We start from the raw sequence: 14,361 nt of genomic DNA, 5'->3' as shown, positions 1-14,361 counted from the left end.
TGATTGGAAATTAGCTCATTTTCCTGAGGTTTTTTTCATCATTTTTACTCACCGAATACTTTTTCCCACCAGCTTTTGTTGTCCTTTTGTTTAACCGGATTACCCGCACAGTCTTGCGCTGGCGGTGGCAGTACATCAAGGATGGCGGGTACGCTCATGCTGTTCGGGCAACCTGCAATAGTCACTGCGCCTGAGTTTGCATTGAAATGAGCGATGCCGAGACCCTTGGGAAAACGTCTGGACAGCGATTTTGGCTGCTGCAATTTCTGGTAGTTGATAAAGACGGGTAGCGCTCCCCCCGCTCCGGTAAGGTTGATAGGCTGATTGTCATCATTCCCTACCCACACGGTCACCACATTGTTTCGATCAAATCCTGAAAACCAACTGTCGCGAAAGTCATCAGTGGTACCCGTTTTGCCGGCCATATTAACATCGGGAAAGTGTTGCGCTACGCGTTTAGCTGTACCTTCCTGGGTCACCTTATATAAGGCGTAGTTCAATAAATAGGTGGCCCCTTCATCAACGCGCTGTGAATAGAATTCAGCTTTTTGCCATAGCATGCGGTTGTTTGCACTGACCACAGCACTGACAGTGTGCAAGGGTATGTAGCGTCCAGTGTTAGATAATGTCTGATACATCTGATTAGTCTCAAATGGCGTCAGAGCCATTGCACCTAAGGTCATCGACGGCACTTTACGAAACGACGATTCCACCCCCAGTTGCGCTACCGTTTGGGCAATGTTATTTAGCCCCACTTGCATGCCTAAATTTACGGTAGGTACGTTTAACGATTGGGTTAACGCCTGAATCAACGAAACCTGGCCGCGGAACTGCTTATCCTCGTTTTGCGGTGACCACATTTTACCCCCGGTACTTTTCAGGGTAATCGGTTTGTCCTCTAGCGGTGAAGCAAGATTAAACGCCACCGGGTCTTCTAATGCGGTCAGATAAACCGCAGGTTTAATCAACGACCCAACCTGTCTGCGCGCGTCTAATGCTCGGTTGAATCCCTTAAACTCAGTGTTCTTTCCACCTACAATCGCACGCACTTCACCACTGCTGATATCAGTTACCAGCATGGCTGATTGTAATGACGCCTTGCGATCTCGTTGCAAGCCTTCAAGTGTTTGTTTGACCGCTTTCTCCGCCCGCCGCTGAGCGTAAATATCCAGTGTAGTAAACACCTTGACGCCGGAATCACGTAAGCTCGGATCGGCCAGAATTTCTGTCAGTTCACGCCTGACTTTGTCCATGAAAGCCGGGTGCTTGCCTTTTGCCAGGCTATCGCCTGTGGCCAGCCCAATGGGAGCATTAATATAGCGTTTGTAATCGCCACGATTGAGCTTGTTCGCCTCAAACAGAATACGTAACACTAAGTTTCGACGCTCAATAACACGCTCAGGATAACGACGCGGATTATAATAAGACGGCCCTTTTACCATCGCCACCAATGTGGCGATCTCAGCCGGGTTTAATTCGTTCGCCGGTCGGTCAAAATAGTAATAACTGGCCAGGCCGACGCCATGTACTGCCATTTCGCCATTTTGCGCAAGAAACACCTCGTTAAGGTACGCCTGCAAAATGTCATCTTTGCTGTAACGCGCGTCGATCAGCACTGCCATTAATGCTTCTTTGGCTTTACGCACCAGGGAGCGCTCACGGGTGAGAAACAGATTTTTTACCAGCTGTTGGGTAAGCGTACTGCCCCCCTGAACCGTGCGCCCCGCTTTAATGTTAGCGATTAAAGCACGCACAATCGACAGTGGCGCAATACCATGATGCTGGTAAAAGTCTTTGTCCTCAACCAGCGTAAGTGCTGTGGGTAATAGGTCTGGCACCGTATCCAGCGTTACCAGCATGCGGTCTTCCTGACTACTGCTGACCAGCCGCGTAACCAGCCAAGGCTCAAGCCGGACACTGCCTACATCACGCCCTGCCGTATGGTCGCGAATGGTTTCGATACGCCCATTACGCCAGGTGATTTGCAAATGGCGTAAATCTTCGAAGGTGTCAGCAAAATGAAAGGCACGTCGCTGAATCACCAACGAATTGCCGGTAAAACGATATTCGCCGCTGGAATCTGGTGAACTGACACTGCGGTAACCTAACAGGCTCAGTTCCTCAAGCACCTCTTTAGGGGTGATTTCCAACTCTTTTTCCAGCACCAGCGGACGAGCAAAAATTTGTGCCGGTACTTCCCACTTGTTGCCTGAAAAAGTGTGTTTTATCTGGGCATCCAAATAAACCAGGTATGCGGTAAACACCACCAGCCCGATGAACATTAATTTGAAGAACAAACCTCGCCAACGACGGGTTTTGGGTAAATCCTGTTTCTTTTGCTTTTTAGCCACGCACTCTTCCTGACCTCTAAAGAGGGGTTGATTCTGCTACCTATACAAAAGAATTTCCAGTCCCGCCGAATAAAATAATTTGACAAATTTGATTACAGGCGTAATCTTTAGAATTACAAGCGTAATCTTTTGAGGGTCGATGATGGAAATAAGTAATGCAGAATTAGACGTTATGCAGGTGATCTGGCGTGATCACCCAGCGTCGTCCGCCGAGATCGTAGCTCGCCTCGATAACAAACGATGGCATGAAAAAACAGTAAAAACCTTCTTAAGCAGACTGGTTAAAAAAGGCGCGCTCACGTTTGAAAAAGAGGGTAGGTCATATCTTTATAGCCCTGCCATTTCGCAACAGGATTATCAGCTAAAAGAAAGCCGCTCAATCATATCCCGCCTGTTCAATGGTCGTGTCTCTCCATTGGTGGCGGGATTTGCCAAGCAATCGAAGCTGTCTAAAGATGATATCGAAGATTTGAAGCAAATTATCCAGGATTGGGAGAAAAATAATGATTGAATGGCTCTGGCAACAAACGCTTATTTGTTCATTGATCATCAGTGCCATTATGTTGCTTAAGCCTTTGGTGATTAAGCAAATGGGTGCGGTCAGCTATTACGTAACGTGGGCTATTGTGCCTGTTTATCTGCTTTCAGATCTGTTAATGCCAACCCTGTTTTCGTTCCAATCCACACAATTGACTTCCTATCTGGTGACCGCCCAGTCGCAGCAACAACTGATTTTTAATTCGCTGGCCCCACACGCATCTTCATTATTGCTGTTCTGGCTGACCGGGGTGATTGCGTTTGCCATGTGGATAGGTATTTCACATTGGCGAATGACACGCCTGCTTGATCTGCAGCAGCAGTCGTGCATTTCGCGTCTTAATTATAAAAGCACGATGGTCGCTGTCATGGCCTGTGAGAATGTTTCTGCGCCATTTATCACCCGCACACCTGCTTACACGATTATCGTACCGACTCAGTTTACTCAATTAGATCGAACGGCACGTAGCCTGATAATTCGCCATGAAATGGTGCATATGGCCAGAGGCGACTTATGGTGGAACCTGGTCGCCATCAGTTTTACGCTTGCCTTCTGGTTTAACCCGCTTAGCTGGATAGGCTACCGTGAGTTTCGGCATGCACAAGAGCTCTCCTGTGACGCCGTGGTGCTAAAGTCGCATCGCCGATCTCAGCAAATACCCTATGCAAACGCGCTGCTAACGTTTGCCGCAACACCGACCCACTCTATGTTAACCAGCTTACCTTACAGCAGTAAGGAGCAACTTAAGGAACGTATTATGAATTTAACAACCTCTATTAACCGCCCCGGTATTGTGACTGTTGTGGCCATTACCTTACTTTCTATTACCGGAGCTTTACAGGCGCTTGAATTAAGTAAGGATCACAGCGTCCACACTGCACCGGTTTATCGCGCCGACCCGGTTTACCCCGCAGCCGCGGTTGAGCAGAATATTGAAGGCGCTGTCACACTGCAATTTAATATCGAGCAAAGTGGTGCTGTCAGTAATGTCAACGTTGTTGCCGCGCAACCTAAGGGGCTTTTTGATCAAGCCGCGATCGATGCGGTCAGCCAATGGCAATATCAAAAAGGTGCACCGCAAAGCGATGTGCTGGTTGAAATAGCCTTCGCGTTAGGGAACGATACCGTGAAAGTAATTGAACGCGAACATGAAGTAGTTCAGGTAAAAAGAAAATAAAACCTGTCCATTATTTCGCATCGCGCTTTGTGACGTCATTAATAATTTGTGGCACAAAGCGCTCAGAAAAGCCCGCCACGAAAGACCAGAAGATAAGTTTGGCAATATCAGCCCCTTGCGCAGGATAGGTAGTCGTAAGGAACGCCACCACATTCTGCGTGGTCGGGGGGGTGTCAAACTCAGGGACGTAAAAAGCAGGAAACAGATGCCCCTGTACCAGGCCCGCAAGAAACAATATGTACAGCACCAGCGCAAATATCCCACCATAGACCGGGATCATCAGGATACTGAACCACGACTGCGACAACAGCTGCATCTCTTCAATATCAATGTGTTTTAAACGCTGTTGGATACTGACAAAACCACCAATAATTCCACATTCAAACACTAACCACGAAAGCATTAGACGCTGATGAAAAACAAAAGAAAGCGCAAATAAGATAGTCGTCAGAATCAGCGACAGAATGGCGAATATGATGAGTCGTCTTGAAATAACCAGCATCATCTTTGTTTCATTGAGATCCATTGTTCGCATCCGTTTGCTAGACGCTATAATTATAGTTGGAAACCCAACATTCGGCTGCAATCGGTTTCACCGATTGTCCCATTTGACTGACTTTTACATAACGGGTTTCCCAGGATACGATTTGAGGAACTGTGATGAGTATTGAAAATTACCTTAACCGCGCAGACCCTGTGCGAGCACAGCGTTTAAATGCTGTTATCAAAAAGATAACCGCGCTGTATCCCGACGTGGTAGCTTCGTTAGAGTATAAGATGCCAACATTTAGAACCGAAAATGGCTGGGTGGCAGTGGCTAACCAGAAAAATTACATCTCTTTTTATACCTGCTCTGCTGAACATATCGCCGATTTTAAAAAGCAGTATCCCAGCGTGAAGACCGGTAAAGGCTGTATTAATTTTAAAGACTCTGATGAGATGGATGTAAATGCTTTGGAAAACGCTATTCACAGCGCTCTGAACCACTCACCGCAGCACCGCTGACTCAATTTAATCGATTATTACAAATATTTATCGCCACACCCAGCAAAGTTGCGTTAGCATGAAGGTCAGCTAATAACAGGTGGATTATATGAATCGCATGCTACTGGCAATCAAAGTTGTCGCGATGACTACAGTTGCTTTCTCTTTTTCTTCTCTGGCGACGCCTGAATTCAATGAGTGCAAACTTAAATTACGTGATCAGGCCAAGCAATCTGGTGTCAGCCCTCAGGTGGCAGATAACGTATTTGATAAACTTGTTTATCAACCACGGGTGATCGAGCTTGATCGCAGCCAGCCCGAATTTGTGCAAACCTTTCCCAACTACTTTGGCAAACGTGTGACTGATTGGCGGGTGGAAAAGGGCCAGCAAATGTACGCTGAGCACAAAACTCTGTTAGACAGCCTGAACAGCAAGTATGGTATTCCTCCTCACTACCTCATTGCATTTTGGGGTCTGGAGACCAACTTTGGTTCGTACAAAGGCAAAATGCCAGTGCTGGACTCGCTGGCGACACTGGCTTGTGATCCCCGCCGCAGCGAATTTTTTACCCAGGAACTGATTACTGCGGTAAAGCTGCTTGAGCGGGAATCGCTGGATCAGGAAAAAATGGTCGGCTCGTGGGCAGGTGCCATGGGCCATACTCAGTTTATGCCATCAGCGTACGCTCGTTATGCCATTGACGGTGACAATGACGGCCGGGTAGATTTATGGGAAAGCGAGCAGGATGCATTAACATCAGCCGCTAACTTTCTGGCTGAACTGGGTTGGCAACCGGGTTTTCGTTGGGGTCGCGAAATTCAATTACCACAAAACTTTGACTACGATCTGGCCGGTTATAGCAACCGCCGCACGCTAACCGAATGGCATGAGCTTGGCGTAACTAAAGCTAACGGAAAGCCGTTGGGAGAAGACGATGTACAGGCTTACGTGGTAGTGCCTGCAGGTTATCAGGGGCCCGCATTTATCGCCTATCCTAATTTTCGCGTCATCATGCGTTGGAATAATTCTGAATTTTATGCCATCGCGGTTGGACATCTGGCGGACCGGATAATACAGGGTGAAAAGCTGGCCACGGCGTTACCCGACTTACCCACCTACTCCCGTGATGATATTATTGCATTACAGACCGCATTGAATAACGCAGGTTTTGATGTAGGTAAACCCGATGGCATCATCGGACCGACTACACGCAAGGGCATTCGTGCGTTTCAACGACAGCATAATTTGATTGCCGATGGCTTTCCCAGTCTCGATGTCATGAGCAAAGCTGGTGTCGCGCTAAGCAGCAAAGCGGAATCCTAGGTCAACCTGAGTTAATCCCGTTTTGCTAAAGAATCAGGAAGCCTTTCCGGCTTATGCTATTGCCGCCTCACTATGTGAGGCAGTGCAAACCAACAATGTTATCGTGTCTGCGCCCCCCGGTGCAGGCAAATCTACCGTTTTACCGCTGGCCCTGTTACAACAGAAACTACCGGGCCGTATTTTGCTGATGCAACCACGGCGCGTGGTGGTGCGGAGTCTGGCACATTATCTGGCATCTTTACTCAATGAGCCCGTCGGCAAAACAATCGGTTATCGCGTGCGCGGTGAAAGTCAGGTCAGCCACGAAACAAAATTGGAAATCATTACCGAAGGTATTCTTTCCCGCCGCATCCAAAGCGACCCTGAACTCAGTGGCATCAGCGTGGTTATTTTCGACGAATTTCATGAGCGCAGTATTCACACTGATTTTGGTTTGGCGCTGGCACTTGAAGTGCAACAAGGGTTGAGAGACGACCTGCGGTTAGTGATCATGTCGGCCACGCTGGATGTGCAGAGAATTCAAACGCTATTACCCGATGCCATCAACTTACAGTCTGAAGGTAAGATGTATCCGGTGGAAGAACATTACCTCGGCCAGGTTAAAGCCGAAAGCGTTAACTCGACCATGGCGGCGACCATCGAGCACGCCTGTGGTGAGGTTGACGGTGACGTGCTGGCATTTCTTGCAGGCATTGGTGCAATTCGTAAAGTCAGGCAATTGCTTGAGGCAAAAATTAACAGCAGTGATATTGTAATACACGAACTGTATGGTGCGCTCGAAAAGTCAGCGCAACTGGCGGCATTACAACCAGACCCTTCAGGTAAACAGAAAGTTATTCTGGCGACAAATATTGCCGAGACCAGCTTAACTATTGCCAATATTGAGGCGGTGGTCGATTCTGGCCTGGAGAATGTGGCCAGCTACCAACTGGAGGGGGGCTTTAAGCAATTAAATCAGCAAATGATTTCGCAAGCCTCAGCAACCCAGCGCAAAGGACGAGCGGGACGCCTGCGGCCCGGTAAATGTTATCGGCTGTGGGCGAAAGAACAGCACGACCGACTGGCGAAACAGGCCCAGGCGCAAATTTTACAGGAAGATATCGCGCCCCTGCTACTTGAATCACTGGCCTGGGGCAGTCCCCTAAACGACTTGGCGCTGCTGGATTTGCCCAGTTCCGCGCAACAGTCAGCCGCGTTTGATACCCTTGTTCGAATTGGCGCCCTGCGTGACCAACAGCTCACCCCTTATGGCAGACAGTTGGCCACTTTCCCTTGCCATCCGGTCATCGCGCATATGTTACTTAAGTCAAGTAAGCTGGGTGACACGCAAATGGCAGCTGCAGCGCTGGTCGCAGCCCTTTACGAAGAAAACATGGCTCATACACAGTCCGTGCTGGTGACAGATATTCTTCGCCAGCTGGACACGTTCAGTAACAAACGGGTAACCAGGCAGGCAAATCGATACCTGAGTCTTATCAGCGAACGCAGTTTGCCCACGCCCGGCAGCTTGACCGACGAAGAATTCGCGACTGCGATCGCGCTGGCATTTCCCCGGCACCTTGCGTTTAAAAGTGCGCAAGGGACATTTAAATTAGCCAATGGCAAAGGGGCAACGATGCCACCTGGTGTTATCGAAACGGCGGAATGGATAGCCATATTGCATGCGCAGTCTCTGGGTAATGAACTCATTATCCGCCAATATCAGCCAATTGCTCAGGCGCAACTCAGCGCCCTCTACCCTGATTCATTTATCAGAGAAAAGCGAGTGCATTACGACAGTGCCAGCAAACAGATGCAGGCACGGCAAGTCGCCCGATTCGACAAGATCGTTCTGGATAGTAGGCCATTATCTGAAGTGCCCAAAGCGCAGTTTGCAGAAGCCTGGATGGCGCACCTGCAAACGTTACCTTTGCAACAGCTGCCTTTTGATGAAAAGGCCTGGCAATGGTGGTATCGGCTGCAAATAGCTGAAAAGCTCATGTTACCGCAACCGCAGAGCTATGATGGTCGCTGCGCTTGGCCGGTATTAACCCAACCGTTTACAGACCTGCCCGCCGAGTTTTGGCGGGATAAACTAGCGTCCTGCAAAAAATGGGAACAGGTAGAAAAACTGCCGTGGAAAACCCTGCTTAATCAGGCGCTGGAGTGGCCTCAACAACATGCCCTCGACACGTATCTACCTGAATCCTTAACGATTCCGTCGAAGCGCAATGTAACGATAGAGTACGATGCAAACGGTAGTGCCATTGTAGCGGTAAAGATGCAGGAGATGTACGGTGAGACAAAGCGCGTCCACGTAGCCGGCGGCAAGTTATGCATCACATTTTCCTTATTATCCCCTGCTGGTCGCCCTCTGCAGACCACGCAAGATCTCGGAAGCTTCTGGCAAGGCAGTTATCGTGAAATTCAAAAGGAAATGAAAGGACGCTATCCGAAACACTTCTGGCCTGATGATCCCGCCAATGCTGAACCCACCACTCGCACAAAAAAATTTATGAATTAGAAATTAAGTCATGATCAACATTTTCTCACTACACATATAAGGTTTCAGTAATGTGATGAGGAGAATAAAATGGAAATTCAACGATTCAAAGCCAAAGGGTTAGCCCAACTATCCTATTTAGTTTCCAGTAAAAACGAAGCCTTTGTTGTCGATCCTCAACTGGATTGTGAGCAGTATTTGAGTGCAGCGGCCGAGAATAATGTCACTATCAAATTTGTGATAGAGACCCACCGTAACGAAGATTTTATTTCAGGTGCCGCCGTGCTGGGCAAACAGTTGAATATTCCTGTCTACCATGGCCAACATAGCGATGCACCTATTGAATATGCTGAGTCAGTCGAAGAGGGTGACACGTTTAAAGTGGGTGAACTAAAGGTGGCCATTCTGGAAACCCCCGGGCATACAAAAGACAGTATTTGTATCACTGTCGCCGACACCAGCATCAGCGATGAAGTGATCGCCATCTTCACAGGCGATACACTGTTTGTAAATGATGTAGGTCGCACCGATTTTTATCCGGATGAAAAGGAGCAAATCACCGCCACGCTTTACGAAAGTTTACAGAAATTGAATGCGTTACCCGAGGAAACGGTGGTGTATCCTGCGCATGGGGCCGGCTCAGTATGTGGTGGAGGCATGGCCGACAGGGAGTTTTCAACGTTAGGCTACGAAAAGCGCCATAATCCCAAATGGTCGCTCTCGTCTAAAGAACAGTTCGTTAAAGAAAAGCTAAACGAGACCCACTATTACGCGCCTTATTTTGAAAAAATGGAGCGGCTTAATTCGCAGGGACATTATGACTGTATTGTCCATCGCGATATTCCCGCCCTAAGTGCACGCGATGTTACAGAAATTGCCAGACAAGCAGATAGCGGCCAGTTACAGATTGTCGATGTCAGAAACAAAGACGCATTTTGCCAGTCACATATTCGTGGCAGCTTGTTCTTTGGGGCAGGCTTAACCTCAGCTTATGGCGGCTGGTTTCTAAAGGACGATGTCGACATTGTAATTGTCTCACCTGATGCTAACACCGCTAAACAAAACGCTATCCAGTTAAAGTGTATGGGCTATGAGAAAATTAAAGGCTACCTAGTCGAGCTGCCCGTTCGCACCGGTGACAGTACTGTTGACGAAGGCCTGAACGCCATTGAGATAGTTACCGCTAAGCAAGTGGATGAACGGGCTACACAATCCCAGCAAAAATGGAGTTTATTGGATGTACGCAAACAAGATGAAAGGGATAAAGCCGCTATCGAGGGTTCTGACTACATCTATCTGGGCTACTTACCCGACAAGCTATCTGAGTTAGACAAAGAGCGACACTACACCTGTTATTGTGGTTCTGGCGTTAGGGCAACCACGGCAGCCAGTTTTCTCGCTCAGCAGGGTATAGAAAATGTGGATGTAATGGAGGGGTCAATGAAAGCGTGGAAAAAATTGAAAGGCTAGTGTTTCATTAGGTATCCTTAAGTGGTCATGATCATCCTGGATATGTTATGCGATGCTTTATCGGCTTAGACCTAAATGCTCAACAGAAACTGGCCTTGCAAAGCTGGCAGCAAAAAGCGCTGCCAGAAATTCGCAGTCGCGAGCAGACGCCACCGGCAAAACGTCAGCGTAAAGAAAATATTCGTAATGTGCACGCCGCACCCGTTGCCGTACCCGCTGCAAATTTTCATATAACGCTGGCATTTTTAGGTGACATATCAGCGTCACAACAAGAATCCTTGATAACCCATCTTGACCAGATTCATGCGCATCCAATTTCTTTGCAACTCACCCAGTCTGGCTATTGGCAAAAACCTAAAATCGTATTTGTTGCCCCCTCGTCACTTCCGCAATCATTAGCCGCATTGCATACCCAGGTAAGAAAAGCGGCCAGAGCAGCTAGTATTGAAACGGAAAGTAGAGACTACCAGCCGCATGTAACAGTGTTAAGGAAAGCACCGCCTACCCTGCCGCCACCACTTTTTCTGCCGGACATCCAGTGTGAATTTACTGCGTTTCACTTGTTCGAATCGGTGTCTACAGCCTCCGGTGTAACCTACCCCATCCGCCACAGCTGGAAGCTGACACCGAATTTAAGTACGCGGGAACAGTTACGGCGGGGTCTGATATAACTTAGACTTTTACATCGCTTTACTTTTCGGCCACTAAACAGGTACAACATAATTAAAAGTGAGACGGCCATTATCATGCAAACAACATATAGATTATTAATCGACTGTCCTGATCAGGTAGGCCTGGTGGCGGCGGTATCACAGTTTCTGGCGCAACATAATGCGGCCATTGTCGAAGCCAGCCATCACACCGATATTGCGACCCAACGATTTTTTATGCGCCATGAGATTTGCGCCGATTCGGTCAATCTGGATCACCAAACGTTTAGCCATGCGTTTGATGACATGGCGAAACAGTATCAGATGAGATGGAAATTATCTGATTCTCAGCATAAACCGCGTATTGCGTTACTTGCCTCCAAAGAGAGCCACTGTCTGGTAGATTTACTGCATCGCTGGCACACCGGTGAATTACACTGCGACATTGCCTGTGTTATTGCCAATCACCCGCAAATGCGGCAGTTTGCCGACTGGTATGAAGTCCCCTTCTATCACATTGATTTTCAACAGCAGGGTAAGGTAAGCGCGTTCGCAGAAATAGAGCAGCTTATCGATAGCCATAAGGTGGATTTAACGGTGCTTGCCCGGTTCATGCAAATACTGCCTAACCACTTATGCGAAAAGCTGGCTGGTCATATCATCAATATTCATCACAGTTTTTTACCATCTTTCGCTGGCGCCCGTCCCTATCAGCAAGCCTATGATCGTGGAGTCAAACTGATTGGCGCGACCTGTCACTACGTTACTGCCGATCTTGATGAGGGACCGATCATTGAGCAAAGCGTTAAACGTATCAGCCATAGCGATAATCCTGCTGATATGGTGAGAAAGGGCAAAGATTGTGAAGTCACCGCGTTGGCCCACGGGGTGCGCTATCACTTGCAGGACCGAGTGATTATCCACCGCAATAAAACTGTCGTGTTCGCTTAGCAATCAGCATCCAACGCTTAATTTTCGGTTAAATTTGAGCTATTCAGCGCCTTTGCGCGGTAGAAGGCGTTTAACTTCTGCGTGGCATCCCTTAGTATGGGTTCGGTTGAAATGACTAAAATGGAAAACTTCATGGGAAAACTTAAAACAACGTTAACCGCAGCAGCGGTTCTTTTAGCCTTAGGCGCGTGCTCGGAACAAAAACCTGAACAAACTGAGCAGACAGCGGCTGTGGATAAAACAATGAACGACCAGACGAAAACATACGACAATGTTTTATTGAATGAATATAAAGGCCCCTACGGTGGTGTTCCTGCGTTCGATAAGATGAAACTGGAAGACTTAAAGCCTGCCCTGGAAAAAGGGATGGCACTTCAACGCAAAGAAATTGAAAAGATTGCCAATAATCCGGAACCCCCTACGTTTGAAAATACCATTGTAGAGATGGAACGCGCAGGCAGTGAACTGGGCAATGTTTTCACCTATTACGGTATCTGGAGTGCGAACATGTCCAGCCCTGAATTCCGCGAAATTCAGGCAGAAATGTCACCGGTACTTTCTTCGTTTTTTACCGAAATCACCCAGAACAAAAAGTTGTTTGAGCGGGTAAAAGCGGTATATGAAGGTGAAGAATACAAAAAACTGGGCACTGAAGAGCAGCGTATCACCTGGTTAACGTACAACGGTTTCGCCCACAATGGTGCAGCGCTGGAAGGTGAGAAAAAAGAACGTTACGCCGAAATTAATAAAGAGCTGGCGTCACTTTACACCAAGTTCTCCAGCAACGTGCTGGCTGATGAAGAAGGATATGTTACCTATATCACTGAAGATCAGTTAGATGGCTTACCCGAGACCTTTATTAAAGGTGCGGCTGCAGCTGCTAAATCGCGAGGCGAAGAAGGTAAGTATGCGATCACTAACACTCGTTCGTCGATGGACCCGTTTTTAACCTACTCGACCAACCGCGAGTTACGTGAAAAAGTCTGGCGCACGTACTACAACCGTGGTGACAACGCAGACGAGAACGATAACAACGACATCATTAAGCAAATTCTGAAGCTTCGCCACGAACGCGTGCAGTTACAGGGTTACGACAATTATGCCGAGTGGCGTTTAGAAGATCGCATGGCCAAGAACCCTGACAATGCCATGGAGCTCATGATGAAAGTCTGGCCAGCAGCGATTGCGCGTGTTGAAGAAGAAGTTGTCGACATGCAGAAAATTGCCGATGAAGAAGGCGCGAATATTACTATAAAACCATGGGATTATCGCTTCTACGCAGAAAAAGTTCGCCAGGCAAAATACGACCTTGATTCAAACGAAGTCAAACAATACCTGCAACTGGACAAGTTGCGCGATGCTATGTTCTATGTAGCCGGTCGCCTGTTCAACTTTGAGTTTAAGGCGGTGCCGGAAGGCGAAGTGCCGGTTTGGAATGAAGACGTAAAAGTATGGGAAGTGGTGGACAAGGACAGCAAAGAACATATTGGTCTGTGGTACCTTGACCCGTTCGCGCGTCAGGGCAAGCGTTCTGGTGCCTGGGCAACCACTTACCGCAGTTACACCACCTTTGATGGCAAAGAAACAGTGTTATCCTCTAACAATTCAAACTTTGTTAAAGGCGCTGAGGGTGAGCCTACGCTGATTTCCTGGGATGACGCCGAGACCTACTTCCATGAATTTGGTCATGCCTTGCATTTCCTGTCATCTGATGTGAAATACCCCACGTCGCACTCGGGCGTGCGCGATTACACGGAATTTCAGTCGCAACTGCTTGAGCGCTGGTTAACCACCGATGAAGTGATCAACCAATATCTGGTCCATTACGAAACGGGTGAGCCGATCCCGGAGTCACTGGTAAATAAAATCAAGAAAGCGGCTACTTTTAATGAAGGTTTTAAAACCACTGAATATCTGGCGTCTGCGATCATGGATCTGAAATTCCATACTACTGACCCAGCCAACATCGACCCTGATGCTTTCGAGCGTGAAGAGTTGAATAAGTTGAACATGCCAGAAGAGATTGTGATGCGTCACCGCAGCCCGCATTTCGGCCACGTGTTCTCAGGCGAAGGTTATGCTGCTGCATATTATGGTTACATGTGGGCAGAAGTGTTAACTGCGGATGCGTCAGAAGCGTTCGCGCAGGCGCCTGGTGGATTCTACGATGAAGAGTTGAGTGACAGACTGGTGAAGTATCTGTTCTCAGTCCGAAACGCGATGGACCCGGCAGAAGCCTATCGTAAATTCCGTGGGCGCGATGCGAATGTTGAAGCATTAATGCGCGACCGCGGCTTCCCGGTACCTGAGGAAGGCGATAAATAAACGTAACAGTTCTAAGGCCGCACTAGCGGCCTTTTTTATTTCTTTGTTTTTGGCTAAGCTACTAATGCGGCTTACCTTATCTGGCCGAATAGCAATACCACGCCTGTGT

Annotated in this window: 11 protein-coding genes; 9 read left to right on the top strand and 2 right to left on the bottom strand. The window is 48.1% G+C overall.

The features are described from left to right. Positions 1 to 44: 44 nt before the first annotated feature. Complete coding sequence (gene mrcB, locus HCJ96_RS08250; RefSeq protein WP_169210767.1) at positions 45 to 2,282, bottom strand: penicillin-binding protein 1B; 2,238 nt, start codon at positions 2,280 to 2,282, stop codon at positions 45 to 47. Between the two features lie 208 nt (positions 2,283 to 2,490). Between mrcB and HCJ96_RS08245 the strand changes: the two genes are divergently transcribed. Next, complete coding sequence (locus tag HCJ96_RS08245; protein WP_169210567.1) at positions 2,491 to 2,862, top strand: BlaI/MecI/CopY family transcriptional regulator; 372 nt, start codon at positions 2,491 to 2,493, stop codon at positions 2,860 to 2,862. Further along, entirely contained in the window at positions 2,855 to 4,066 is a 1,212-nt protein-coding gene (locus HCJ96_RS08240) for a M56 family metallopeptidase (protein ID WP_169210566.1), read from the top strand. The genes HCJ96_RS08245 and HCJ96_RS08240 overlap by 8 nt, the downstream gene beginning before the upstream one ends. Positions 4,067 to 4,076: 10 nt before the next feature. On the opposite strand, the gene HCJ96_RS08235 is transcribed toward HCJ96_RS08240, so the two are convergent. Beyond that, positions 4,077 to 4,592, bottom strand: coding sequence for a hypothetical protein (locus HCJ96_RS08235; protein WP_169210565.1), 516 nt, complete (start codon positions 4,590 to 4,592; stop codon positions 4,077 to 4,079). 134 nt (positions 4,593 to 4,726) lie between these two features. Here HCJ96_RS08235 and HCJ96_RS08230 point away from each other — a divergent pair, with 134 nt between their 5' ends. From HCJ96_RS08230 to HCJ96_RS08200, 7 genes are all read left to right on the top strand, one after another. Next, complete coding sequence (locus HCJ96_RS08230) at positions 4,727 to 5,071, top strand: iron chaperone (protein WP_169210564.1); 345 nt, start codon at positions 4,727 to 4,729, stop codon at positions 5,069 to 5,071. 88 nt (positions 5,072 to 5,159) lie between these two features. After that, positions 5,160 to 6,374 carry a lytic murein transglycosylase gene (locus HCJ96_RS08225; RefSeq protein WP_169210563.1) on the top strand — a complete coding sequence of 405 codons (1,215 nt, stop codon included), beginning with the start codon at positions 5,160 to 5,162 and terminating at the stop codon, positions 6,372 to 6,374. Between the two features lie 22 nt (positions 6,375 to 6,396). Continuing rightward, positions 6,397 to 8,877: an ATP-dependent helicase HrpB gene (hrpB, locus tag HCJ96_RS08220; protein WP_169210562.1), complete on the top strand. Its 2,481-nt coding sequence runs from the start codon at positions 6,397 to 6,399 to the stop codon at positions 8,875 to 8,877. Positions 8,878 to 8,946: 69 nt separating this feature from the next. Further along, positions 8,947 to 10,326, top strand: a complete 1,380-nt coding sequence (locus HCJ96_RS08215; RefSeq protein ID WP_169210561.1) for an MBL fold metallo-hydrolase — start codon at positions 8,947 to 8,949, stop codon at positions 10,324 to 10,326. Positions 10,327 to 10,373: 47 nt separating this feature from the next. Then, positions 10,374 to 10,997, top strand: coding sequence for an RNA 2',3'-cyclic phosphodiesterase (thpR, locus tag HCJ96_RS08210; RefSeq protein ID WP_169210560.1), 624 nt, complete (start codon positions 10,374 to 10,376; stop codon positions 10,995 to 10,997). Positions 10,998 to 11,072: 75 nt separating this feature from the next. Then, positions 11,073 to 11,927 (top strand): formyltetrahydrofolate deformylase, encoded by an 855-nt coding sequence (purU, locus tag HCJ96_RS08205; RefSeq protein WP_169210559.1) that lies wholly within the window; start codon positions 11,073 to 11,075, stop codon positions 11,925 to 11,927. Positions 11,928 to 12,059: 132 nt separating this feature from the next. Continuing rightward, positions 12,060 to 14,252 carry a M3 family metallopeptidase gene (locus HCJ96_RS08200; protein ID WP_169210558.1) on the top strand — a complete coding sequence of 731 codons (2,193 nt, stop codon included), beginning with the start codon at positions 12,060 to 12,062 and terminating at the stop codon, positions 14,250 to 14,252. Positions 14,253 to 14,361: the final 109 nt, after the last annotated feature.

Origin of the sequence: Alteromonas ponticola (genome assembly GCF_012911815.1) — a bacterium.
Taxonomy (GTDB): Bacteria; Pseudomonadota; Gammaproteobacteria; order Enterobacterales; family Alteromonadaceae; genus Alteromonas; species Alteromonas ponticola.
Note: the sequence above shows the minus strand (reverse complement) of the source record. Positions and strands in the feature narration are given on the sequence as shown.

What these genes read in the sequence shown, in the direction of transcription:
- mrcB (WP_169210767.1), bottom strand. Translation starts at nt 2,282, where the DNA reads ATGTTCATCGGGCTGGTGGTGTTTACCGCATACCTGGTTTATTTGGAT.
- HCJ96_RS08245 (WP_169210567.1), top strand. Translation starts at nt 2,491, where the DNA reads ATGATGGAAATAAGTAATGCAGAATTAGACGTTATGCAGGTGATCTGG.
- HCJ96_RS08240 (WP_169210566.1), top strand. Translation starts at nt 2,855, where the DNA reads ATGATTGAATGGCTCTGGCAACAAACGCTTATTTGTTCATTGATCATC.
- HCJ96_RS08235 (WP_169210565.1), bottom strand. Translation starts at nt 4,592, where the DNA reads ATGGATCTCAATGAAACAAAGATGATGCTGGTTATTTCAAGACGACTC.
- HCJ96_RS08230 (WP_169210564.1), top strand. Translation starts at nt 4,727, where the DNA reads ATGAGTATTGAAAATTACCTTAACCGCGCAGACCCTGTGCGAGCACAG.
- HCJ96_RS08225 (WP_169210563.1), top strand. Translation starts at nt 5,160, where the DNA reads ATGAATCGCATGCTACTGGCAATCAAAGTTGTCGCGATGACTACAGTT.
- HCJ96_RS08215 (WP_169210561.1), top strand. Translation starts at nt 8,947, where the DNA reads ATGGAAATTCAACGATTCAAAGCCAAAGGGTTAGCCCAACTATCCTAT.
- thpR (WP_169210560.1), top strand. Translation starts at nt 10,374, where the DNA reads ATGCGATGCTTTATCGGCTTAGACCTAAATGCTCAACAGAAACTGGCC.
- purU (WP_169210559.1), top strand. Translation starts at nt 11,073, where the DNA reads ATGCAAACAACATATAGATTATTAATCGACTGTCCTGATCAGGTAGGC.
- HCJ96_RS08200 (WP_169210558.1), top strand. Translation starts at nt 12,060, where the DNA reads ATGGGAAAACTTAAAACAACGTTAACCGCAGCAGCGGTTCTTTTAGCC.